Annotated in this window: 20 protein-coding genes; 6 read left to right on the top strand and 14 right to left on the bottom strand. The window is 49.0% G+C overall.

Translation table 11 applies throughout. The features are described from left to right. The first annotated feature begins 109 nt into the window (after positions 1-109). Both NX720_RS22835 and NX720_RS22830 read left to right on the top strand, forming a co-directional pair. Positions 110-1,291 carry a pyridoxal phosphate-dependent aminotransferase gene (locus tag NX720_RS22835; protein WP_404831109.1) on the top strand — a complete coding sequence of 394 codons (1,182 nt, stop codon included), beginning with the start codon at positions 110-112 and terminating at the stop codon, positions 1,289-1,291. A gap of 251 nt (positions 1,292-1,542) precedes the next feature. Continuing rightward, positions 1,543-2,046, top strand: coding sequence for a glycine zipper 2TM domain-containing protein (locus NX720_RS22830; RefSeq protein ID WP_262597760.1), 504 nt, complete (start codon positions 1,543-1,545; stop codon positions 2,044-2,046). Positions 2,047-2,596: 550 nt separating this feature from the next. Here the strand turns inward: NX720_RS22830 and NX720_RS22825 are convergent. Next, complete coding sequence (locus tag NX720_RS22825; RefSeq protein WP_262597759.1) at positions 2,597-3,463, bottom strand: hypothetical protein; 867 nt, start codon at positions 3,461-3,463, stop codon at positions 2,597-2,599. A gap of 273 nt (positions 3,464-3,736) precedes the next feature. Here NX720_RS22825 and NX720_RS22820 point away from each other — a divergent pair, with 273 nt between their 5' ends. Next, positions 3,737-5,140: an MATE family efflux transporter gene (locus NX720_RS22820; RefSeq protein WP_262597758.1), complete on the top strand. Its 1,404-nt coding sequence runs from the start codon at positions 3,737-3,739 to the stop codon at positions 5,138-5,140. Positions 5,141-5,224: 84 nt separating this feature from the next. Here the strand turns inward: NX720_RS22820 and serS are convergent, their stop codons facing one another. Beyond that, positions 5,225-6,511 carry a serine--tRNA ligase gene (gene serS, locus NX720_RS22815; RefSeq protein ID WP_262597756.1) on the bottom strand — a complete coding sequence of 429 codons (1,287 nt, stop codon included), beginning with the start codon at positions 6,509-6,511 and terminating at the stop codon, positions 5,225-5,227. Positions 6,512-6,796: 285 nt separating this feature from the next. On the opposite strand from serS, the gene NX720_RS22810 reads away from it, so the two are divergent. Further along, on the top strand, positions 6,797-7,981 hold the full coding sequence (locus NX720_RS22810; protein ID WP_262597755.1) for a cation:proton antiporter: 1,185 nt from the start codon (positions 6,797-6,799) through the stop codon (positions 7,979-7,981). A 161-nt stretch (positions 7,982-8,142) separates the two neighbouring features. On the opposite strand, the gene NX720_RS22805 is transcribed toward NX720_RS22810, so the two are convergent. From NX720_RS22805 to NX720_RS22780, 6 genes are all read right to left on the bottom strand, one after another. Then, on the bottom strand, positions 8,143-9,105 hold the full coding sequence (locus tag NX720_RS22805) for a hypothetical protein (protein WP_262597753.1): 963 nt from the start codon (positions 9,103-9,105) through the stop codon (positions 8,143-8,145). A 49-nt stretch (positions 9,106-9,154) separates the two neighbouring features. Beyond that, the gene (locus NX720_RS22800; RefSeq protein WP_262597751.1) at positions 9,155-9,502 is read right to left on the bottom strand and encodes a hypothetical protein; all 348 of its coding nucleotides are present in this window, start codon (positions 9,500-9,502) and stop codon (positions 9,155-9,157) included. Between the two features lie 1,077 nt (positions 9,503-10,579). After that, positions 10,580-11,911 (bottom strand): replication-associated recombination protein A, encoded by a 1,332-nt coding sequence (locus tag NX720_RS22795; RefSeq protein ID WP_262597750.1) that lies wholly within the window; start codon positions 11,909-11,911, stop codon positions 10,580-10,582. Between the two features lie 6 nt (positions 11,912-11,917). Next, entirely contained in the window at positions 11,918-12,613 is a 696-nt protein-coding gene (gene lolA / locus NX720_RS22790; RefSeq protein ID WP_262597748.1) for an outer membrane lipoprotein chaperone LolA, read from the bottom strand. A 45-nt stretch (positions 12,614-12,658) separates the two neighbouring features. After that, positions 12,659-15,112, bottom strand: coding sequence for a DNA translocase FtsK (locus tag NX720_RS22785; protein WP_318654065.1), 2,454 nt, complete (start codon positions 15,110-15,112; stop codon positions 12,659-12,661). 134 nt (positions 15,113-15,246) lie between these two features. Then, a complete protein-coding gene (locus NX720_RS22780; protein WP_262597745.1) occupies positions 15,247-16,317 on the bottom strand; it encodes an ADP-ribosylglycohydrolase family protein in 1,071 nt (356 codons plus the stop codon). 280 nt (positions 16,318-16,597) lie between these two features. Here NX720_RS22780 and NX720_RS22775 point away from each other — a divergent pair, with 280 nt between their 5' ends. Continuing rightward, a complete protein-coding gene (locus tag NX720_RS22775) occupies positions 16,598-16,837 on the top strand; it encodes a YecH family metal-binding protein (protein ID WP_262597744.1) in 240 nt (79 codons plus the stop codon). Between the two features lie 425 nt (positions 16,838-17,262). Next, positions 17,263-17,565 (top strand): RNA recognition motif domain-containing protein, encoded by a 303-nt coding sequence (locus NX720_RS22770; RefSeq protein ID WP_262597743.1) that lies wholly within the window; start codon positions 17,263-17,265, stop codon positions 17,563-17,565. A 67-nt stretch (positions 17,566-17,632) separates the two neighbouring features. On the opposite strand, the gene NX720_RS22765 is transcribed toward NX720_RS22770, so the two are convergent. From NX720_RS22765 to rpsA, 6 genes are all read right to left on the bottom strand, one after another. After that, positions 17,633-18,934 carry a Gfo/Idh/MocA family protein gene (locus NX720_RS22765; protein ID WP_262597741.1) on the bottom strand — a complete coding sequence of 434 codons (1,302 nt, stop codon included), beginning with the start codon at positions 18,932-18,934 and terminating at the stop codon, positions 17,633-17,635. Positions 18,935-19,069: 135 nt separating this feature from the next. Continuing rightward, positions 19,070-19,351 carry a ComEA family DNA-binding protein gene (locus NX720_RS22760; protein ID WP_262597740.1) on the bottom strand — a complete coding sequence of 94 codons (282 nt, stop codon included), beginning with the start codon at positions 19,349-19,351 and terminating at the stop codon, positions 19,070-19,072. 92 nt (positions 19,352-19,443) lie between these two features. Further along, on the bottom strand, positions 19,444-20,622 hold the full coding sequence (gene lapB, locus NX720_RS22755; RefSeq protein ID WP_262597739.1) for a lipopolysaccharide assembly protein LapB: 1,179 nt from the start codon (positions 20,620-20,622) through the stop codon (positions 19,444-19,446). After that, positions 20,622-20,942, bottom strand: a complete 321-nt coding sequence (locus tag NX720_RS22750) for a LapA family protein (RefSeq protein WP_262601638.1) — start codon at positions 20,940-20,942, stop codon at positions 20,622-20,624. Before NX720_RS22750 ends, lapB begins: the two co-directional genes overlap by 1 nt. A 104-nt stretch (positions 20,943-21,046) precedes the next feature. After that, positions 21,047-21,331, bottom strand: a complete 285-nt coding sequence (gene ihfB / locus NX720_RS22745) for an integration host factor subunit beta (RefSeq protein WP_262601637.1) — start codon at positions 21,329-21,331, stop codon at positions 21,047-21,049. A gap of 295 nt (positions 21,332-21,626) precedes the next feature. Then, positions 21,627-23,303, bottom strand: a complete 1,677-nt coding sequence (gene rpsA, locus NX720_RS22740) for a 30S ribosomal protein S1 (RefSeq protein WP_262597738.1) — start codon at positions 23,301-23,303, stop codon at positions 21,627-21,629. Positions 23,304-23,414: the final 111 nt, after the last annotated feature.

Below are 23,414 nucleotides of genomic sequence, written 5' to 3'. Positions count from 1 at the left end.
TGCGTATCGTCAGTAGTGAATAAAAAAGCCATTCAGGTTCACTAATAAAGCTACAACATATAGCTGCAGTGCCTTTCTACATCGGTATAAAGAACGATAAAAGAGGAACATCGTGACTGTCCAACCTTCCCAACGCGTTCAAAGGGTAAAACCATCTCCTACTCTCGCAGTGACTGCACGTGCCGCTGAATTAAAAGCAGCCGGTAAGGACATCATCGGTCTGGGTGCAGGCGAACCTGACTTCGACACACCTGCGCATATTAAAAACGCCGCCCTGAAAGCTATCGCTGAAGGTAAAACCAAGTACACCCCGGTCGACGGCACCCCTGAGCTGAAACAGGCTGTTATCAACAAATTCAGCCGTGACAACGGTATCGACTATGCTCCTGACCAGATTCTGGTCTCTTGCGGCGGTAAGCAGAGTTTCTTCAACCTGGCACTGGCACTGATCAACCCCGGCGACGAAGTGGTCATCCCCGCGCCATACTGGGTGTCCTACCCCGACATGGTCACCATTGCCGAAGGCAAGCCCGTTATTGTTAAAGCGACGCTGGAAAATCGCTTCAAGCTGACTCCGGAGCAACTGGATGCAGCGATTACCGATAAAACCCGGCTCGTGGTGCTGAACAGCCCGTCCAACCCAACCGGCACCGCCTATACCCGTCAGGAACTGGAAGCCCTCGGTGACGTACTAAGGAAATACCCGGAAGTACTGGTCGCCACAGACGATATTTACGAACACATTCTCTGGAGCGATGAGCCATTCTGCAACATTCTGATGGCCTGTCCTGACCTATACGACAGAACCATTGTATTGAATGGTGTATCCAAGGCTTACTCCATGACCGGCTGGCGTATTGGCTACTGTGGCGGCCCTGCCTGGCTGATTAAAAACATGAAAAAAATTCAGTCCCAAAGCACCTCCAACGCATGCTCCATCGCACAGGCTGCTGCAACGGAAGCACTGGATGGCCCCCAGGATTGTGTCAAAGTCATGCTGGCCGCCTTCAAGAAGCGCCATGACTATGTAGTTGCTCGCCTGAACGAACTACCCGGCGTGACCGCCATTGAAAGCGACGGCACATTCTACGCTTTCCCGGATTTCAATGAGGCAATGTGCACCCTCGATATCCAAAAAGATACCGACCTGGCAGAAATACTGCTGGAGAAAGGTGTTGCCATGGTACCCGGTTCAGCTTTCGGTGCCGAAGGCTGCATGCGACTGTCTTACGCCACCAGCGAAAAGGCACTGGAGGCCGCGCTGGATCGCCTTCAGGATGCCCTGGCCTGATTCGTCTCTTTTAAAGGCGGGGAACACGACAGCGCTCCCCGCTTCCTGCCCTGTCTGGAACACATCTTAACGCACGTAATACCCACCCTTCGTCCGGACTTTACTCCACATTGGTAAATGATTGTTAAAGCTTCTACAGCTTCAGGCTTTTTTTTGATAAACATGCGGGCAAAATGCAAGAACGCCTGCTGCACCTGAGAGGTCAAGCCGTAAAGCGTGTTGCAAGATAAGTAGTATGCAAAAGGAGAGATATGAAAAAGCCCCTCATTGCCCTTGGCAGTTGCCTGTTAATGTCTAATGTCACCGTAGCCAGCAGCTTTTCGGATACTGCCAGAATTATCTCGGTCAAAGAAATTTTCCGGACAGAAACTATCCGCAAACCTTATCAGATCTGCGAAGAGAAGATGGTTATTGTTGAAGAACGCACCGATTCAGACCCGGTATCAACCATTGCCGGTGCTATCGTGGGTGGGGTTGTCGGCAATCAGTTTGGTAAAGGCTCAGGTAATGTCGCCATGACCGCAGCAGGTGCAGCCCTGGGCGGAGCGATCGGTGCCGAATCCAGCAGCGGCACGACCAGTTCTGCACGGACCATTAACCAGTGTCGGACCGAATATAACGTCGAGCATCGTAATGTGCTGGATCATTACCAGGTCACCTATGATTACAACGGACAGTTACAGACTTGGAAAACCGCCAAAAAGCCATCAGGCGATACTTTGCGGGTTTATGTGAACGTCACTCCGAACGGATAAGGTGGAAAATGCACAGCCTGACTAACAAGTTCAGAAAATAATGTCAGCACCACTAACAAACCGAACTGACAAGGCACGCTGCTGCAACTTTTTCTTAACCCCCCGGTCTTACGTTGTGAACGTCAGGCGATTATCCAGGACCGGATAACCAGGTTAAACCTTGCAACCTGGCTTGCAACGGACTGCGGTCACTGCGTTATGCTGACAGCACTAATACCAGAAACTGGAACAAAGAGGTATTAAAGTCCATGCAAACTGTCGTTCACGTCGAAAAAGGGGCACTTTCCCTTCAATCCCTGTGACCCCTTTTTCGACACCTTTAATCCTCTAAATTCAGTCATTTCCCAGCCTGACCATATCACCGACAATTATCAGCTTAAGGGCGCAGCATTCAATGTCTTACCGGGCTTTTGGCGGTTGGCTATTAGCTGCTCAGACAGCCAACCACCAAAAGCTAATAGCCAACAGCGGTATATTCTAACCTTCCGTTCCCCTTAAGGAAAAAACACTTGTCCGGAAGCGCTTTCTTGAGCTTCTTCTCAACAATCGATTATTTCTGACCTGATGAAGTCTGGTATGCAAGCATTAAAAGGGTACTCAGGCACCCCATAATAACAGGAAGCCTTAACTGGCTAATCACGCCTCTGTCAGAATCTATAACAGCCTGGTTAAAACGCTCAACATGTCGCCGGAGTGCTTCGAGATCAATATCACCAGCAAGTTCGAACTCTTGTGACAAGTGTCCATACCTTTGGTAAAAACGGTTAAGCGCCCTGTCAATATGACGGTTGCGTTGCAATTCGCCCGTTATAAGCAGGGCTGTACCCAATTGATACCAGCCAAAAGACGGTACTCTTCTTGACTCCAAAACCCTCCACACAATATTTATAACTCTTATGCCGCTTGTCAGTTCGTACCTGCCAGCATTGAATCCCAAAACAGCAGCAAAAACGCGCAAACGGTGAGAAGCTACAGAAAGGCGTATACAACTACGCCAACTGTATAAGCTTTCGATTATTGGGTGTCGCTCATGAAAAGCAGACGAAAACTCAGCCGCTACAGGGTTTGATGCTAATAGCTCCTGAATATTGTTGTAAATCTCTGTCACCTGCTCACTGCTCAGGGTATCGGTTGTCACTTGCCAGCCCTCTGAAGGGTCACCATACTGCTCATTGGTTTGCCCTGACTCATGTTCTGACTCATGTTCTGACTCATGTTCTGACTCATGTTCTGACTCATGTTCAGCCATAGGTTCCTCATCAGCCATAGGTTCCTCAACAGCAAGAACATCAAACCGGTTACTAACTTGTACGTTATATTCAAGAACCTCATCATCACTACCCAACGAGCGATAACTGAACAGAAGCCCCCAGAAAAGGAATAAAAATAAATAGCTTAATGTTATGATTGTTTTCATAAGTTTGTTGTTTTGAGTGGATAATCGAGTTTCAGGTTTATAGAATAGATTTTTGGCAATTAGTTCATTTCAAAGCATGACAGTCAGGCACCTTGTCTACGGACAACCCCACTGATTCTGCGGCAAGCAACCAGATTATAAATTCCGCTCCAGTTCTTATAATAACCGCCGAAAACCTTTGTCCGTGCACATACAGCCCTACGGATTAATGGCTGTCATAAAACGATTAACAACGCTTCAGGGTCCATTCAGGGCAACCCGCAAAGGATCGGCATGATTCAGGCATTAACATCACACCCGGCTGAAAATAAGGTCTTTTTTCGTAAACTCTGGAACCTGGCTATTCCGGTATCCATTCAGGCAATGATGTTCTCGTTGCTTGGTCTTATCGATATTATGATGGTGGGCCGTCTGGGTGAGGCCGCGGTTGCAGCCGTGGGTCTGGGTAACCGCATATTCTTCTTTAATCTGGTTCTGACCGCCTCTCTGGGCAGTGGCATGACGGTACTGGCATCGCAGTTTATTGGAGCCGGCGATAAAGCAGGCCTTCGTCGTACATTAGGTCAGGCAGTGTTTACTTCACTGGCCGTCAGTCTGCCTTTTATTGCTATTTACATGCTGTTTCCAAAACAGATTCTCGGGCTCGCCAGTCAAGACCTAAAATTGCTGGAACTGGCCAGCAGCTACCTGCTGATTACCGCACCGTCCATTATTTGTACGGCTATCGTCATTCCCCTTGAATCAGCATTGCGCGCGGCAAACGATGCCAAAACCCCGACATGCATTGGTTTCATTACCATACTGGTGAATGTTGCCCTGAACTATGTTCTGATTTTTGGCGAACTGGGTTTCCCCGCACTGGGCGTTGCCGGTTCTGCCTGGGGAACCACACTGTCCCGCCTGTTCCAGACCCTGTTACTGGTCGGCTACATCTACTTTAAACGAACGTTCCTGCTTCCCTCATTAGACGATATTCGTCAGGCATTACAGCGGCCAGAGCTGCGACGCTATTACCAGATTTCACTGCCAATCATTTTTCAGGATGGTCTCTGGGCTTTTGGCACCGTTCTTTACAACCTGATTTACGCCGGTATGGGGGTTAACGAGCTGGCAGTGATGAGCGCAGTGTCCTCCATAGAAGCCATCCTGATGTCTCTGTTTATCGGTTTTGGTGTGGGTTGCTCGATTATTATCAGTCAGGATCTCGGCGCCAGTCAGTTTCAGCGGGCATGGCGACAAGGTTGGCTGGTACTGACCCTGGCAGCCATGGCGGCGCTCAGTATCGGATTATTAATGGTGCTATTCCGGCATGATGTTGTCAGCCTGTTTGGCGACTTTAATCAGACCACCATGGTGATTGCCTCTCAGGTCATGATCGCCTCCGGTCTGGCCCTTATGCTGCGAGTGATTAACTTTACCGGGATTATTGGCCTGCTACGTTCTGGTGGTGATGTTAAAGCCACTATTTATATCAATATGACTGGCATGTGGGGCGTGGGTTTACCCCTGGCTTACTTTGCCGCTAACGGGTGGGGCTGGCCACTTTACCTGGTGTTTATCTGCAGCCTCGGTGAAGAACTCACCAAATCCATACTGGTGATTGGCCGGATTATATCGAAACGCTGGCTGAACAACCTTGTTCAGGAAAAGCCTTCAGAGCTGGTGACGCAGGATTAAATCTCTCTCCAAAACAAAACGCTAAAACAAAAAAGCCTGAAGCAATTCCTGTTACTTCAGGCTTTTTTGTTCAACCTGAATGGGTTACGCGGACAACACTTCCACACCACCCATGTACGGACGCAGAGCTTCCGGCACAGTAATGGAACCGTCTTCATTCTGGCAATTTTCCAGAACCGCCACCAGCGTACGACCCACCGCCAGGCCGGAACCGTTCAGCGTGTGCAACAATTCAGGCTTACCGGTTTCAGGGTTACGGAAACGCGCTTTCATGCGACGGGCCTGGAAGTCCAGACAGTTGCTGACCGAAGAAATTTCACGGTACTTCTCCTGAGCAGGAACCCATACTTCCAGATCATAAGTTTTGGTGGCACCAAAGCCCAGATCACCACCACACAGGGCCACCACACGGTATGGCAGTTCCAGTTTTTGCAGAATGGCTTCAGCGTTCTGAGTCATTGTTTCCAGCGCCTCGAAGGAGTGATCCGGATGAACCACCTGCACCATTTCCACTTTTTCAAACTGATGCAGACGAATCAGACCACGGGTGTCGCGGCCGTGACTGCCTGCTTCACTCCGGAAACAGAGGGTGTGAGCGGTGAACCGCAAAGGCAGCTGATCAGCATCCACAATAGAATCGCTGACAATGTTGGTCAGAGTCACTTCAGAGGTTGGGATCAGGTAGAACGGCTTATGACCTTCTACTGACACTTCTGTTCTGAACAGGTCTTCACTGAACTTAGGCAGCTGACCCGTACCCAGCAGAGCGGTATCGTGTACCAGCGCCGGCGTGTTCACTTCCTCATACCCATGTTCAGAGGTCTGTACATCCAGCATAAACTGGGCAAGGGCACGGTGCAGACGAGCAATCTGACCACGCATCAGAGCGAAACGCGCTCCGGACAGCTTGGCACCGGTTTCAAAATCCAGCCCCAGCGGCGTGCCCAGATCCACGTGATCTTTCACGTCAAAATCAAAAGAGCGTGGAGTACCCCAGGTGCGCACTTCAACGTTATCGTCTTCGTCATTGCCTTCCGGCACAGACTCATGGGGCAGGTTGGGCACTTCCAGCAGCAGCTGGTTGATTTCAACCTGCAAGGAGGCCAGCTCCTGCTCAGACTCTTTTACTTCTACAGCAATTTTATCCATCCGGGCTTTCAGTTCGGCAATATCGCCACCCTGAGCCTTGATTTTGCCGAACTCTTTGGAACCCGACTTACGTTCACTCTGCAGTTGCTCTGTGCGAACCTGCAGGGACTTCCGACGCTCTTCCAGTGCGCTCAGTCGTTCCACATCCAGCTCGAAGTGCTTTTTACGCAAAATCGCAGCGACTTCTTCAGGATGGCTACGAACGTATTTGGGATCTAACATCTCTAATCCTAATTTCAATATTCAATGAAATTATGCTCTATCCAGAAAAAACAGGGGGGCTGAAATCAATCAATCCTGATCAGAATTAAGCATTAAAGCGGGATAATATACCATGCCAGCATGACATTCGATAACGGTATTCAGGTCATTCCAAACATTCGCAGCAATCGCCACACTGCATAAATTAGAGATGAAAAATTAAATGCATCTGGTAATATTCGCCCCGGTTTGGGTCAGATGACTCAGGGTGATGGAGTTCCACCCGACTGACACCACGGAGACCTTATGAATCTTGGTATTCTCTTTTTCCTGATCCTGTTTGGCGGCTGGGCAGCTGGCAAGCTGACTCAGCGCATCAAACTGCCTGCCGTTCTGGGCATGGTTCTGGTGGGCGTGGCCATTGGTTACTTTTTTGGCAATAACCTGCCCGCGTCACTGAATGAAAGTTCCGGCTTTCTAAAAACCCTGGCGCTTATCATTATTCTGCTTAAGGCTGGACTGGGCATCAGTCGCTCCACCCTTAAACGGGCTGGACTGTCTGCCCTACTGATGACGTTTATCCCCTGCACTTTTGAAGGAGCGGCACTAACGGTCATCCTGAATTACCTGTTTGGATTTGACTGGGTAGTGGCTGGTCTGACCGGCTTTATGCTGGCAGCGGTCTCCCCTGCCGTGGTGGTGCCTTCCATGCTGGAGTTGCAGTCAAAAGGTTACGGGCAAAAAAATGCCGTACCGACCATTGTGCTGGCAGGCGCTTCGGTAGACGACGTGTTTGCCATTACCTTTTTCTCTATCTGTCTGGGACTGGCCACCACCGAAGAGAGCATCAGTATTAGCTCCGCGCTACTGGCTATCCCCGTTTCCATTATTACCGGACTCCTGCCGGGTATTATCATTGGCCTGTTTCTGGCGTGGCTGTTCCAGCGCAGCAAAATGGCCGTTGTAGAGAAAGTGCTTATTCTGCTCACCGTCGCTGTTGCGATGGTGGAAGTCGGTGAAATGATTGACAGCGCTGCCCTGCTGGGTGTTATGACCGTTGGTTTTCTGTTACTTGAACGGGCAGAAAGCAGTGCGGTTGAACTGTCCGGACAGTTTGGCAAAATCTGGTTCTTTGCTCAGATTATTCTGTTTGTCCTGATCGGAATGTCCGTCAATATTGAAGTCGCCCTGAACGCAGGTTTTACGGGTTTGATAGCCATTGCCGGTGGGCTGATATTTCGTTCTATCGGGGTATTAATCGCTACCCAGTTCTCCAGTTTGTCAGTTCAGGAACGGATTTTCTGTGTGATTGCCTACTGCCCAAAAGCAACCGTACAGGCAGCACTGGGCGGTGTGGCTCTGGCGGCAGGCTTACCGGAAGGAGAGCTGATTCTGGCCCTGGCAGTACTTGCCATTATTTTCACTGCTCCACTGGGGCTGATCGGTATCAATATCTTTGGCACCAAACTGCTGGATAAAGGTAATGCCTGACCCGATCAAAAAAATTGTGCGTACCTGACAGCCAGCCGCCTGATTAAAGAGTTTACTGGATCTTGTCGTCTTTGCTGTGCAAAACAGTTTGTTTCTTTAATTGTCATGGATGAGGGTGGCGCAAGCTGTTTTTCTTACGCCAAGTAACGTATGAGGTCAGTTTATTGATAATCTGAGCGGCGTACTCCGCGGAAAGGACAGCCACAGGCTTCACATGGACCGGTACTGCCTTCAGGGGTGCGTGGATCATTTAAGTTAAGATGACCTTCTGAGCCCCTTTGTTCAATTCCACTATTATCTTCATCAAGGAAACAACCGTAATCAGAATCATAGCCATCCGAGTCTCTAGGCTGTTCATTTGGAACATCATGATCAGAGGAAATAAGTGTAACACTTCCATACAATCCAAAATTGGCATGGGTGACTTCTGCGCGTCTATTTACCGTAATGCTTCCATACGTTGAGCCCCCTCTGAAATGAGGTGCCTCGACGCTAAAAGTCGTTTCGGTTGGTGTTTGTTGCCGGATTCCGGTAACTGTGACACTCGATAAATCTCCGAAAGGCCCCATGCCTGAATTATCCCGGGAGGATGTATCAATCTGCCCAAGTGCTCTAAGGTTGGCGGGGTTAATAAATGTAGGTATTCTGAAACGCCGTTGCAGGGCGGATGGGAACAATAAACTATTAAGGTTATTAGCCTGTTGATCTAAATATAAAAATATGCTGTTACTTAATGGCCAGGGTAGAAAATTAGTCCATTGGTTTAGACTTGCAAGTATGCGGCAATTCCATAGCCGGGGGGAAAAAATATCAGCAAGCTGATCCAAATCAGTCGTTGTCATTATTTGCGGGTTATTATTTGGGACGGCAAAACCCGCAGTAAGAAGGTCAGTTCTTTCGAGCCCACCCTCTGGCGAAGTTCTAACAGTAACAGATAGTAAATTACCAGCCTGACTATGGATGCGAGTGTCAGATGTTTCCAACTTTATTTTCTGTTCTCCTCCGTAAGGCGTTATAAATTTGTAGACGTATTCATTGTGAGTACCTTCGGCAAACACCCAAAATGGCATCAGGGAAAGGAATGCAACAAAGACCTTCAGTATCGATTTAATGGATTTCTTCATTTTAAGACTTTTCAGTTAGCTGTTTTTCTTACGCCAAAGGCATTTGAGGTCAACATGGCTGAGTAGTGAGTTTATTGCCTGAAATGCCTATTGCGGCAGTGTCTGCATCTGCATACGTTGGTGCAGACCGGTTCACTTGAGCTGGAAGGCTCTTGTAAGCCTCCTGGTTCCTCAGCCCTAAGATTTCCAGCAGAACAGCACTCATCGTAAGAGAACTCATCGGAAGAGGACTCATCGGAAGTTTGCTCACCGCAAGAGGGCACATCGGAACAGTACCCATCGTAAACGGGCCCATAGAAAGAGTTAAAATTGTAATAGGATAAATCAGGCTCATTATCTGGAACTTCATAAGAAGAGGAAATAAGCGTAACACTTCCATACCGTCCAAAATTGGCATGGGTGACTTCTGCTCTTCGATTTAATGTAATGCTTCCAAACGTAATGACTCCGCTGAAATGAGGTGCCATTACGCTATAAGTTATTTCAGTTGGTGTTATTTCCCTGACTCCGGTCACTCTGACATTTGACAAAGTACCGAAAGATCTATTCCTGTATCGGGAAGCCCACGTGGATTCATTGGTGTGCCAAAGCTCCCGAAGGTTGGCGGGGTTAATAAATGTAGGTATGCCGAAACTCATGTGGTAATAAGGGTCAGAAGGGTACAACAATGACCAACCAAGATAATTAGCCAGATGATCTAAATATGAAAACAGTCTGTTACTCAATGGCAAGGGGAGTAAATAATTAGTCCATTGGTTTAGACGTGAAAATACGCGAAAATTCCATAGCCGGGGGGTGAAAAAATGTTTCGCCAAACCGAGACAACATGATAGGCTGTATTTCGCTAGTCGCCTGTCCCTATAATCGGCTAAGCCGTAAGCCCTTGAAACACCAGTTCTATTAGACCCATCCCCTGGCCAGACTATAATCCCAACCCGCCTTGCTTCATCAGTATTAGAATTAATGTCACGCATTTGCATCGTTACTGTCTCTTCTCCTCCAGAAGGCGTTGTAAATTTGTAGACGTACTTATTGTGAGTGTTTTCGGCAAACACCCAAAATGGCATCAGGAAAAAGAATGCAGCGAAGAACCTAAGTGTCGATTTATTGAATTGCTTCATTTTAAGACTTTTAAGCTTTGAAGTTTATCTGACATTATCCCTACGGTGAGCGACAGAAATTCCTTGATCAGGCCGCAGTTTCCAGTTCCTGCGATAGCTGAGTATCTGCCTCAAGTGAGGCTGGAACTTGAAAACGGGTATTATCGGGCAACGTATCCCATGTGAGAAACGGCTAAAGGCGTCTGAATTTGACCGTCATAGATACTTCACAGTGCCAGTACTTATTACTGGATGGTACTGTTATGCAGCAGGTTGTTAGCCCTCAGCGGGAGGAAATATAGCAGTCTTTCAGACTGCCTGCTCTCCAACCTTTGCCTGAAAGCCAGAGGCTTTTTATAAAATTAATTACCGCTTCACTGCCTTCGTTGTCTGGAGCTACTGGCGTCCAGATCTTTCAGGAAAGCCAGCTTGTCCCTGATTTTTATTTCAAGACCACGGTCGTTGGGCTGATAATACTGCTTCGGTTCCATAGTGTCCGGAAAATAACACTCACCCGCCGCATAAGCGCCTACTTCATCATGGGCATAACGATATTCAGCGCCATACCCCAGCTCACCCATCAGTTTTGTCGGCGCATTGCGCAGATGCAACGGCACTTCATGGGAAGGGTTGCCACGCACATCATCCAGTGCCGCTTTCCAGGCCAGATACACAGCATTGCTTTTTGCCGCACAGGCGCAGTAAACCGTGGCGTGAGCCAGTGCCAGAAGCCCTTCCGGGGCACCCAGCCGCTCAAAGGCCTGCCAGGCGTTGATGGTGATTTCAAGGGCTCTTGGATCAGCATTGCCGATATCCTCACTGGCAATCGCCACCAGACGACGAATGATGTATAAAGGATCAGCACCACCGTCTACTATTCTTGCGGCCCAGTACAGCGCCGCATCCGGGTCAGAGCCTCTGACCGATTTATGAAACGCTGATATCTGGTCGTAAAACGCTTCTCCGCCTTTATCAAACCGACGACCACTGTCGGCCAGAATATCGGTGACGCTTTCAACCCTTATAACACCATCGTCGCTGAGGTCGGCAGCGACTTCCAGAATATTCAGAACCCGTCGTGCGTCACCATCCGCGTAACGAATGAGTACCTGCTCCGCTTCTGGCTCCAGCATGACATTCCGCCCTGCCAGACCTCGCTCATCGCTCAACGCCTGGCGGATAACATGCCTGAGATCGTCTTGTTGCAACGAACGCAGTACGTAGACCCTGGCACGGGACAGGAGCGCATTATTCAACTCGAACGAAGGGTTTTCAGTGGTCGCGCCAATAAAGGTAATGGTGCCGTCTTCGATATGTGGCAGGAAGGCGTCCTGCTGTGACTTGTTAAACCGATGCACCTCGTCCACAAACAGAATCGTTTTGCGGTTGTGCATCAGTTGTTCGTTCCTTGCCCGGTCAACGGCTGCCCGTATATCTTTCACCCCCGACAACACGGCCGAGAGCGTTTCAAAGCGGGCATCACACAAACCGGCAATCAATTTAGCCAGTGTCGTTTTTCCCACACCGGGTGGCCCCCAGAAGACCATAGAGTGAACAGCGCCCTGTTCAAGGGCTTCTCGCAGGGGTTTGCCACGGGCCAGAATATGAGCCTGCCCCAGGTATTCATCCAGATTTCTGGGTCTCATGCGAGCGGCAAGGGGCTCAAAACGGGCATGAGTGCCGGGAGTATCAAAAAGTGATGCCATAGTAACTTATTGCTCAGTGTTACTGGTTTGATCGATTACATCATAGCCTTTGGGAATCTTAACCCTGAAATCACTGTCGCTGATCATCCCGTTGATATTGACATCGCTCAGCTCTACACGACGGCGACCGCCCAGAGAGTCCCGCAACTCAATGCTGCTCAGTACACCGTCACGAAAAACAATATCCAGTTTTTCGAACAGGTCTGAATCTCCTGTGGGTGTCAGAGTATACCGCTCCTGCTTATCGTCACGATACAGGCCAATCTGATAATCTTTCAGAAATTTCTTAACATCACCGCTCAATAGCTGCGCCGGCGTGTTGGACATTCGCTCATCCTGAATCTGAATAATGACCTGCTGCAAATCACGATCGACCAGCCAGACTTTTTCGTCGAGGGAGACAATCTCCTGCTCAAAAGGCGACGCGGTATTCCAGCGAAACTTGCCCGGACGCTTAATCTGCATGGAGCCCGATTCAGTACGTGTCCGGCCATCAGAGCCAACCGACTCCTGTTTAAACTTCGCAGAAACCGTACGGATTTTAGTCAGCTTGCGGGTCAGCTTTTCAGCCGCTTTGGCATCATGCTTCTGTACAGGGGGAGCAGTAACCGGTTTGACCGGAGCTGCCACAACGTTAACAGGAGAACCAACAGACAGCGCAACGGCAGAAAACAGGGCAATGACTTTTAAATGCTTAAACATAGAACCTGGCAGCAACATCAACAATAAAAACAATAAAACAACCGATTAATTTTTTACCGGCGGGGGCGCGATCACTTCCCTGGTACCATTGGTCCCTGCCGGACTGATCACCCCCGCCTGCTCCATGGCTTCAATGATATTAGCGGAGCGGTTATAACCGATTTTAAACTTACGCTGTACCGAAGAGATGGACACTCTGCGACTTTCCGTGACAAACGCAACGGCTTCGTCGTATAACGGGTCCTGTTCGCTGTCCCCGTCCAGACCTGCGCTGAAAGCACTACCGTCGGACGAACCGGCTTCAATGCCGTTAAGAATGTCATCAATGTAATCCGGTACGCCACGTTTTTTCCAGTCAGCCACCACCCGGTGAACTTCATCATCACTGACAAAGGCACCATGAACACGGATCGGTACGCTGGTTCCCGGCGGCAGATAGAGCATATCACCATGTCCTAACAGCTGCTCCGCCCCACCCTGATCAATGATGGTACGAGAGTCAATTTTACTCGATACCTGAAAACTGATCCGGGTCGGCACGTTAGCCTTGATCAGGCCGGTAATCACATCAACGGAAGGCCGCTGCGTGGCGAGAATCAGATGAATACCCGCTGCACGGGCTTTCTGGGCAATCCGGGCAATCAGTTCTTCCACTTTCTTACCGACAATCATCATCATGTCAGCAAATTCATCCACCACAACCACGATAAATGGCAGAGTCTCCAGTTCTGGTGGTGCTTCTCCGCCCAGTGACAGAGGCTCAAAAAAAGGATCACGGAAAGGTTCGCCCTGACTGCGAGCCTCTTTGACTTTCTGGTTATAGCCCGCAAGGTTGCGCACGCCCAGAGCCGCCATCAACTTATAACGACGTTCCATTTCAGCCACACACCAGCGCAGGGAATTGGCCGCTTCTTTCATGTCCGTCACCACCGGTGCCAGCAGATGCGGAATGCCGTCATAGATAGACAATTCCAGCATTTTCGGGTCGATCATAATCAGTCGTACATCTTCAGGGCCTGCTTTAAACAACATGGACAGAATCATGGCGTTAACGCCCACCGACTTGCCCGAACCGGTCGTACCCGCCACCAGCAAATGGGGCATTTTCGCCAGATTAACCACCACAGGCTGACCACTGATATCGTGCCCCAGGGCAAGGGATAAGGGCGACCGGGCCTGGTCGAAGGCTTTTGCAGAAACCACTTCGCTGAAGTAAACAATTTCCCGATCATCGTTGGGGATCTCAATACCCATCACAGATTTACCGGGAATCACTTCCACTACGCGAACGCTGATGACAGCCAGTGACCGGGCCAGGTCTTTGGCCAGATTACTGATTTTACTGGCCTTGGTGCCCGGTGCCGGTTGAATCTCGTAACGGGTAATCACAGGTCCGGGGTGAGCAGCCACGACTTCAGCGTCAACGCCAAAGTCTTTGAGTTTAAGCTCTAATAAACGCGATACCGCATCCAGATCATCCTGACTGATACCACCGTTTGAGTTAGCCACTTCATCCAGCAAACCAACCGTTGGGAAACGCCCTTCCGGCAACTCTTCAAACAGAGTTTCCTGTCGTTCCTTACGGGGATTGCTTTCAACGCTGCTACTTGCGATGACATTGTGGGGTTGTGGCTCTATTTGGACTTCAGGTTCTGGTGCTTCGATAGCTGGCAATAAGGCTGGTGCAACCTTATCTTTACGGTTCACTACTTTGGCTTCCTCTTTTTTCCTTGCCTTCCGCGCCCTGGCTTCTGCCCGTCGATCACGCCACTGATCTAAAGCATGATGCAGTCGGTGATAAGCAATAGTCGCCCAGCGACGCCCAACCGTCAGGCAGGCGATGAGCGCCCGGATCACCAGACTGCCTACCAGGTCAATCACCCGGAACCAGGAAATATCGGTATAAAGTGTTAGTCCGGTTATAAACACGGCTAACAACAAAAGACTGCTGCCCACTCCATTAAATACGGGCATAAACTGCTGCAGGATAATATGACCCACGATGCCACCCGTAGACGATGGCAGCTCTGTGAGCTCCGGAAAGTACAATCCGGCCAGAGCCGCACCTGCACAAAGCGCCAGCACCAGACCAGAAAAGCGTACTGCAAACAGACTGAGACTCCACGGCCAGGTGTCGTAACGGTAGCGGATAACCATTGCCACTTTGCCAAACAATACCAATGGGACCATCCACGCGAAGAGCCCAAACAGAGAAAACAGAAAATCGGCAAACCAGGCACCGGCACGCCCTGTGGCATTGATAATTTCCCCATCAGAACCTGCGTAATGCCAACCAGGATCAGCTGGCGCATAGGTCATCAGCGCTACCGACAGAAAACCCGCCATGACCAACAGCACCAGCATTCCAGCTTCCCGCAGACGCAACGCAAGAGCGTCATTCAGGGAGTCCCGAATAGATGACTTCACAAACTTTTTCTTAATGTTTGCCGGTTGTGAACGTTCCGTTCTACTGTTTTTTTTGCTCGAATTATCAGACATTCCCAGTCTATTAAAAAATAGCCTCGCAAGGGTCCCGACCATAGGGACTGTTTATATATACATTAAACGATAACACGAGGGATTCATCGGTTGCCATCCAGCAGATCAATGAAAGCTGAATCAGGTTGTCCAAGTCAGGGAAGTGACGCCAGTTTCTCTGCCAAACGCATATAGTGTTTCGAGTGATTCAGGTCCCGTACGAAACGTTCGGGAATGCCCTGAATACCATTCATTGCTCCCAGTAATGCGCCTGTCAGCGCAGCTCTTGCCATGTTATTGCCACCACCATTGATAGCAGACAGCACCCCTTGCTCAAAATTATTCGGGAAACGGTGCATCAGGTAATAACTGGCTGGCAGCAGATGAGTCAGCTGACAGTCCATACCGTACACCTGACTAACATGCAGCGCAGGTTCAATCCGCACCGCTTCCGGCTGCCAGGCAATAGCACCATTAACCACCGTATGGACATTGTCATAACCACCGATTAAAGAACGGATCATGGGCTTTTTCAGCTGCTTATACAAATAATCACGCAGTTCTTCCAGTTGCACCCCTTTCATAAGAGCTTGCAGGGTCAGGGCATAAACCACCTGATTACCGCGAATGAAGTCGCTACTGAAAAATGGCTGCATCATATTATCCGCTTCAATCGCCAGCGTTTCCGGATCGTCATAAAGCAGGGCGAGAACCACCGCCATTTGCGCACCATCACTGGTATCTGAATCGGATGCCAGTTTACGATCCTGCCAGCTGATACCTTCACTCCGCTGCTTAACCATATGCCTGATAGTGGATTCCGTGAATCGTCCGGAAAAACTCTCACCAGACAGCGAACTGAAAAAACCATCCAGCCGGTCATGGAAGTCTGTTTCGTTGTAATGCCCTGTAGCAACAACCGACTCCAGTAATAAAGTAAACAGTTGTCCGGTTTGGGAAATATCCCCAGCCCTTAAACCCTGTTCATGGCGATAACGACTAATATTGACAAAACTATGACTACCATCTGGCCTGGGATCCTGATAGCGATCAATCCAGCTGCCAAAGTCCTTCTGCAACTCGCCGAGATCGTAATACCAGTGGGTACCCAAACCCAGTGCGTCCCCAGCGAGATAACCAAAAATGGCACCCTTAACCCGGTCACTGTGACTGATGTTCTCCGGATAGCGTTTCACAACAGATTGAGTAGAATCGATGCGGTTCATGCTCTGACCCTCAGTACTTGCCCCTGTATTCTGATCTGGTAACACCGGCTTGTCACACCCTGCAAGCACCATAACCCACCCTGACAATACGATGACCCTGCACAGCTGGCATAACAGCCAGTTTCCGGCAATTCTCATAGTAACTCCCAACTCACGAGTAAGTAACCGAAAAGAAGTGAGCATAGAACATTCAGCCCAGGCAAGTATTAGTACCTATGTTTTATTTTTAGGTCCGAGGTATGTTTACGCATTTAAATAAATATATCTTCAGGAGCCCGAAATGCAAAAATCTATCCACGGCCATAAAGTTCTTAAACTGATCCGCGAACACAACCAGCCAGTCAGCAAAAGCGAACTGCTGACAACCATGGTTCAGCACTTTGGTTCAGAGAGTCGTTTTCATACCTGCTCAGCTAAAGAACTGAACGCTGAGCAATTGGTAGAACTGTTTCTCGACAAAGGAAAATTAAGCCTGAAAAATGAAGAGATTCATTTTGTTGGCTGTCAATGCAATCACTAATTGACCTGCGTCAGAAGTTCCTGCAATTAAAGCGAACGCTGAAATAATAACCGGTTGAACTGTAATTCATTGAAAAACAATAAAAAACACAAAAGAACTTATTCAATTACCACAGTTGGTTCCAATACACCGGGAACCAACTCCTGCTTACGCCCTTGACATAAGGACTACAGGTTATAATCTGGTGTCATGCCCAAAGCGTTTGGGTACAACTCACTAGAGCCCTGCTATGGTGCGTTATTGGATCTGTAGACAGATGCCTGTCTGAAAACAGGTCAATTTAGTCCTGAGCAAAAGACTGCCAGGGTTATTTTAATAACACTCTGACTTACTGCTGCCCCAGAACGACGTAATCCTGATGACGTTCGATGTTTCTAAGGCAAATGGTCGAGTTAAAAAACGTCATTACTGGAGACCTTCTTACCATGCAACAGAACAAACTGTTTGTAGGTAACCTGCCTTTTAGCGCCAACGAAAACGATCTGCAGATTGCTTTCGAACAATTTGGTGAAATTGATGAAATCCGTGTGATTATTGACCGTGAAACCGGTCGGTCCCGTGGCTTTGCCTTCGTCACATTTGCTGAAAAAGAATCCGCCGATTCAGCACTCAGCATGGACGGAAAAGAACTCAATGGCCGTAACATGCGGGTTAATTTTGCTACTGAAAGAAACGGTGGAGGCAGAAACAATAATCAGAATCATAACAACCGCCGTTTCAATCAATAATAACCATTGCAATTATTCATTTGTGGAAAGATAAAACTGCATTACGGGTTATCTTTCCACACCTTTTTTATAGGCATTGAAGACTGATGACACGATTTTCCCGACGCGCCTGTTCGGCAGCAAAAACCATCCGATGGCTTTCCATCGTTTCATCAGGACCACTCAAAATATAGGAAGGATCATTGTTGGCTACCGCAGCCACAAATGCCTTCATCAATGCCTCATCGCCTCCTGCATGCCCCCCGGCCGCAGAACTACCTGCAAAGGCATGCGTATCATAAACCGTTTCCGTACGGGAAAGAAAATCGTACCAGTACAGCTTTCTGCCATCGCCTTCAATCCTCCCCCGACTGCCAAATATACTGGTCTTCCGATCAGTCATAGGGATAAAAGCGGTCATGGTGAATGAGGCCGTCATGCCACCTTCAAATTGCATATTCACCACCTGATGATCGACAACATCGTTATCACAGGCATAAACACAACGGCCGTAAGGGCCGGTACGCAGAGCTTCAATAATCGTCTCGTAAGAGGGCTCTGGCGTCAACACGTCCCATGGCCACTGCTTAACAGAACCACCAACGAATAGCTTTTCAGTGGTATTGTTACCCACACGGGGCTTATAAACATTGTAAAGGTAAATATTCTGAGCTGAGTAGGGACAGGTTTCGGAAAGCTTGCAATCCAGACAACGATCACTGCCACCTGCGGGCTTCTGTTCCTGACGAAAGTGGCTTAGCTGTCCAAAGGAGGAAATCTGCAGACAGGACTTTCCGGCCAGATATCTTAACCAGTCGAGATCATGACAGGCTTTGGACATTAACATGGGAGCACTGACAGCCTCCTTCGACCAGTTGCCCCTGACAAATGCATGTGCCTGATGCCAATACCCTACCGGCTCCAGATGCTGAATAGAACAGATATCTCCAATAACACCACTGTCTAACAAGTTTTTTAAACGCACGGTGTAGGGGGTGTAACGCAGCACATGGCAGACACTCAACATAACCTTGTGGGCTTTAACCGCATCAACTATCGCCTGGCAATCGTCCGGGTTCACTGACATGGGTTTTTCCAGAAGCAAGTGATAACCCTTCTTCGCCATCGCCACTGCCGGCTCTTTATGCAAATCATCCTGAGTACAGATAGCAACTGCATCAGCCACCTTTTTGCACTTTCTCAGTGCCTGCCAGTCACTGTAAACCCTGTCCGGTCTGATATTATGCTGTTCTGCCAGGTGCGCCCGATACTCTTCTCCTGGCTCCGCGACGGCCACAATCTGCAACTGTTCAGGATGCTCCAGGGCATAGCGGGCATACGCTCTACCGCGACTACCAGCACCAATGATAACCATGGTGACAGGCTTCATTTGAGCTCTCCATTGTTCGTATCTGCTTACACTGTCAACTTATCAGCGCATCAGCATAAGCCGTCAATCCATATCAAAAAAAACGCCATGCTCATCAATGTGAACATGGCGTCTGACATTTAATCGCTGCTTTATTTAATCAAACACAATCTTATCTTTATTCTTTTCTAATAATACTGAGCCTATGTATTTCACCTTATCGAGATCTTCCATTGACTGAAATGCCCCATGAGATTTTCGATGGTTAACAATTTCCCGGGCTATCTTCGGACCTACACCCACCAATGACTCATTGAGCTGCTGAACCGTCGCCTGATTAACATTAACCTTCCCGGACTGAACCGATTGCTCAGCAAAAAGAGGAATCGAAAAGGAAAGAAACAGTGAAGTAAGAAGTGCGGTAATTGTCTTTCTCATGGCTTTGCTCCTTCAACGCCTTAAAAAGAAACGAGCCTGCAAGCAAGCTCTTACTTAAAGGTTTAGATTAATTTGATCGACTGTGCAAAGCCTCACTCACCCTCAATCCCCTGCACCGGCGCAATGGCTCCCCACGAATGACACCCCGGACACATCCAGTGCATTTCCTTTCCGGAAAAACCACAGGAATTGCACTGATAAACTGGCTTAAGCTCAAGCATTTTATCCGTCATCTCTTTCAACAGACGAATGCTCTGCAAACTCCCGACGGCAGGATTTCTCAGTTGCAGAGTCATAAGAGCATTCAAACCTTTCAGGGAAGGATTTTTACCCAGCTGGCCGGTCAGAAATCTTAATGCCTGCTCATCGCCCCGATCACTGGCCAGAACTTTTGTCATGGCAAGGATCACCGCTCCGCCTGGCCTTTCAATAAGGCAACGTCCAAGAAAAGCAGTAAAGCCACGAACATTACCCAGCCGGCCATAAGCCTGCTCTAACAACTCCAGAGTCAGCGGAACATAATGGCTATTTTGCTGCGCAACCTTCTCAAGCGCTTTTATACAATCCCGGTAACGGCCATCATCAAACTCCATTCGCGCCAACAGTAACGAAGCCCTGACACAGTTTTTATCCCGCGTGAACGCCTGACGAATGGCCTTTCTGGCAGAAACCCGGTCGTTACGGTTCAAACAGATCAACGCACCCTCACAGTAAAAGTGCGCCAGAACCACTGCATACCGATCCGCACCGGTTTTACGCAACTCTTCACCGACGGCGACAGCCTTGGTCCATTCTCGCTCCAGCTCGTAGATTTTGAGCAGCTGCTGCAAAGCTTCAAGGCGATACTCATGATTATTTCTGGCCATGTCAGCCAGCATGGCTTCAGCACGATCCAGTAAACCCGCCTGCATAAAATCTTTTGCCAGTTCCAGCTGGACCCGAAGGGATTGTGAAGACGTAAGGCTTGGCCTGGCCAGAAGGTCCTGATGCACACGAATGGATTTTTCTACCTCGCCACGCCGGGCAAACAGGCTACCCAGTGCCAGATAGGTATCAACGGTGTCGTTATTCAGATCAAGCGCTTTGATAAAGGTTTCAATGGCCTCATCGGTCTGTTCATTCAACAGATAATTCAGCCCCACAAAGTATTCTTTGGAAAGAGCTTGACCGGAAGACTGGGAGTGATTCTTTTTTCGAAGATCCCTTCGACCCAACAGATAACCTGCCAGCATGGCCACTACGATAAGAGCCAGCAGTGCAACATCAGGCATTAACTCAGTTCCTTGAGGGCGTTTGCTCTCAGCTTCTGCAGCTCTGCATCCCGACGTCCCAGCTTACGCTGGAAGCTGGCATTCGCCAGACGCAAACGTCCAATCGCCACCATAGACACCAACAGACCACAGACTCCACCAACAATAAATGCAGCAATAACCGCTGTTGAAGCCTTCAGTTCAGGCAATTGCATACCGGCCAATTGGAAATCAACCGGCTGCGGATTACTGATCACAAAGTTGACCAGTATGACCAACAGGATAACTAGCAGAAATAATACCAGTAAGCGCTTCAGCCAAGCTCCCAGCACTGAAACCATAGTAACAACAAACTCCAAATTAAGTGACCAGCCCCGATGGACCAGCTATCCGGTCATACCGGTGAAAAAAAGATTAAAAAACGTGACTATTTACATGGAACGACTCACATGGAACTATTCACCCTGTCACGCATTTCTTTGCCAGGTTTGAAATGCGGGACGTATTTCCCTGCCAGAGAAACCGACTCTCCGGTTTTTGGATTTCTGCCAACTCTCGGTGCTCGATAATGAAGTGAAAAGCTGCCAAAGCCGCGAATTTCAACACGCTCTCCGTTAGCCAGCGATTGTGACATTTGTTCTATTATTGCTTTGATGGCCAGTTCGACGTCTTTTACCGCCAATTGATGTTGCTGTTCAGCAAGCCGCTCAATCAACTCAGACCGGGTTATTGCCATGGTTCCTTTCCCCTGTCACTCCCTGATGGTATCGAATTTCAAAGCCCGTTAACCATTGAAATGCGAAAACACCAACCATTTAAAGTTCTTTGTGATTTACCAGCGATTTAGGACATGAAGCCAGTACAGACGTTTCCTACCCTAGCTAACCCAAATCAAGAAATCAAGCAAGCTATTGATTAGCTTGCTGAAATTACCTCTTACATTTTCAGCAGGCGAAAAAAAACCGCAGAATCTCTCCTGCGGTTTTTTTCAAGCTTTATGGCTTAGCAATCAGATTATTTTAACCTTATTTGCTTTCCATCTGAGCCTTGATCAGGTCACCGATAGTGGTAGGACCGGAAGCTTCAGGAGCTGCACTGCGCAGTTCCTTGATAGCTGCTTTATCTTCAGCTTCGTCCTTCGCTTTGATGGACAGGCTGATGTTGCGGTTCTTACGATCGATGCTGATGATGCGAGCTTCTACTTCTTCGCCTTCCTTCAGAACGTTAGTCGCGTCTTCAACGCGGTCACGGCTGATTTCGGAAGCTTTCAGAGTAGCCAGTACGTCTTCAGCCAGTTCGATGGTAGCCGCTTTAGCAGTGACTTCCTTAACAGTACCCTTAACGATGGTACCCTTCTCGTTCAGGCCAGCGAAGGCGTTGAACGGATCTTCTGACAGCTGCTTGATACCCAGGGAGATACGCTCGCGCTCAGCGTCGATAGCCAGGATAACGGCTTCAACTTCGTCGCCCTTACGGTACTGACGAACAGCTTCTTCACCAGCTTCATTCCAGGAGATGTCAGACAGGTGAACCAGACCGTCGATGCCACCGTCCAGACCGATGAAGATACCGAAGTCAGTGATAGACTTGATCTTACCGGCCAGCTTGTCGCCCTTGTTGAAGGAACCGGAGAAGTCTTCCCATGGGTTGGTCTTGCACTGCTTGATACCCAGGGAGATACGACGACGCTCTTCGTCGATGTCCAGAACCTGAACTTCAACTTCGTCACCCAGAGCAACCACTTTGGATGGGTGGATGTTCTTGTTGGTCCAGTCCATTTCAGAAACGTGTACCAGACCTTCAACACCTTCTTCCAGCTCTACGAAGCAGCCGTAGTCAGTCAGGTTGGTTACGCGACCGGAAGCACGGGTGCCTTCCGGGAAGCGGTTAGTGATAGCTACCCATGGATCTTCACCCAGCTGCTTCAGACCCAGAGATACGCGGTTGCGCTCACGGTCAAACTTCAGAACCTTAACGTTGATTTCGTCACCAACATTAACGATTTCGCTAGGATGCTTGATGCGCTTCCAGGCCATGTCAGTGATGTGCAGCAGGCCGTCAACACCGCCCAGGTCTACGAACGCGCCATAGTCGGTCAGGTTCTTAACGATACCTTTAACTTCCAGACCTTCCTGCAGAGTACCCAGCAGTTCTTCACGCTCGGCGCTGTTTTCAGCTTCCAGTACGGAACGACGGGAAACAACAACGTTGTTACGCTTCTGGTCCAGCTTGATTACCTTGAATTCCAGCTCTTTGCCTTCCAGGTGAGCAGTGTCACGTACTGGACGAACGTCAACCAGAGAACCAGGCAGGAACGCACGGATAGTGTTAACGTCAACAGTGAAGCCACCTTTGACTTTACCGGAGATAACACCTTTAACAATTTCTTCAGCTTCGAAGGCTTTTTCCAGCTCGCCCCAAGCTTCCATACGCTTGGCTTTTTCACGAGACAGACGAGTTTCACCGAAACCATCTTCAACAGCGTCCAGAGCTACCTGAACTTCATCGCCAACAGCGATAGTCAGTTCGCCCTGTTCGTTCAGGAACTGAGCTTTAGGGATAACGCCTTCAGACTTCAGACCAGCGTGTACAGTCACCCAGTCGTTGTCGATATCGATTACCTGGCCGCTAACAATAGCGCCCGGCTTCATTTCGATTTCTTGCAGGCTTTCTTCAAACAGATCAGCAAAGCTTTCGCTCATGGTCATTCCTATCAGTTCGACAGTGCAGTCAGAGCACCCTGGTACCAGGATGTTGTTCTACCTGCCGGCCACACCGCCAGTCAGTGTGGGTTAGTTTCATTCAGTCCGGAG

It is taken from the genome of Endozoicomonas euniceicola, from assembly GCF_025562755.1.
In the GTDB taxonomy this organism is placed as follows: Bacteria; Pseudomonadota; Gammaproteobacteria; order Pseudomonadales; family Endozoicomonadaceae; genus Endozoicomonas_A; species Endozoicomonas_A euniceicola.
Note: the sequence above shows the minus strand (reverse complement) of the source record. Positions and strands in the feature narration are given on the sequence as shown.

Excerpts from the sequence above, each read along its gene's own strand:
- NX720_RS22780 (WP_262597745.1), bottom strand. The coding sequence starts at position 16,317 with ATGAACCGCATCGATTCTACTCAATCTGTTGTGAAACGCTATCCGGAG.
- lapB (WP_262597739.1), bottom strand. The coding sequence starts at position 20,622 with ATGCCTGATGTTGCACTGCTGGCTCTTATCGTAGTGGCCATGCTGGCA.
- NX720_RS22795 (WP_262597750.1), bottom strand. The coding sequence starts at position 11,911 with ATGGCATCACTTTTTGATACTCCCGGCACTCATGCCCGTTTTGAGCCC.
- NX720_RS22825 (WP_262597759.1), bottom strand. The coding sequence starts at position 3,463 with ATGAAAACAATCATAACATTAAGCTATTTATTTTTATTCCTTTTCTGG.
- NX720_RS22765 (WP_262597741.1), bottom strand. The coding sequence starts at position 18,934 with ATGAAGCCTGTCACCATGGTTATCATTGGTGCTGGTAGTCGCGGTAGA.
- rpsA (WP_262597738.1), bottom strand. The coding sequence starts at position 23,303 with ATGAGCGAAAGCTTTGCTGATCTGTTTGAAGAAAGCCTGCAAGAAATC.
- NX720_RS22750 (WP_262601638.1), bottom strand. The coding sequence starts at position 20,942 with ATGGTTTCAGTGCTGGGAGCTTGGCTGAAGCGCTTACTGGTATTATTT.
- serS (WP_262597756.1), bottom strand. The coding sequence starts at position 6,511 with ATGTTAGATCCCAAATACGTTCGTAGCCATCCTGAAGAAGTCGCTGCG.
- NX720_RS22805 (WP_262597753.1), bottom strand. The coding sequence starts at position 9,105 with ATGAAGAAATCCATTAAATCGATACTGAAGGTCTTTGTTGCATTCCTT.
- NX720_RS22830 (WP_262597760.1), top strand. The coding sequence starts at position 1,543 with ATGAAAAAGCCCCTCATTGCCCTTGGCAGTTGCCTGTTAATGTCTAAT.
- NX720_RS22770 (WP_262597743.1), top strand. The coding sequence starts at position 17,263 with ATGCAACAGAACAAACTGTTTGTAGGTAACCTGCCTTTTAGCGCCAAC.
- NX720_RS22810 (WP_262597755.1), top strand. The coding sequence starts at position 6,797 with ATGAATCTTGGTATTCTCTTTTTCCTGATCCTGTTTGGCGGCTGGGCA.
- NX720_RS22820 (WP_262597758.1), top strand. The coding sequence starts at position 3,737 with ATGATTCAGGCATTAACATCACACCCGGCTGAAAATAAGGTCTTTTTT.
- NX720_RS22785 (WP_318654065.1), bottom strand. The coding sequence starts at position 15,112 with ATGTCTGATAATTCGAGCAAAAAAAACAGTAGAACGGAACGTTCACAA.
- NX720_RS22760 (WP_262597740.1), bottom strand. The coding sequence starts at position 19,351 with ATGAGAAAGACAATTACCGCACTTCTTACTTCACTGTTTCTTTCCTTT.
- NX720_RS22800 (WP_262597751.1), bottom strand. The coding sequence starts at position 9,502 with ATGCCAATTTTGGACGGTATGGAAGTGTTACGCTTATTTCCTCTTCTT.
- lolA (WP_262597748.1), bottom strand. The coding sequence starts at position 12,613 with ATGTTTAAGCATTTAAAAGTCATTGCCCTGTTTTCTGCCGTTGCGCTG.
- NX720_RS22775 (WP_262597744.1), top strand. The coding sequence starts at position 16,598 with ATGCAAAAATCTATCCACGGCCATAAAGTTCTTAAACTGATCCGCGAA.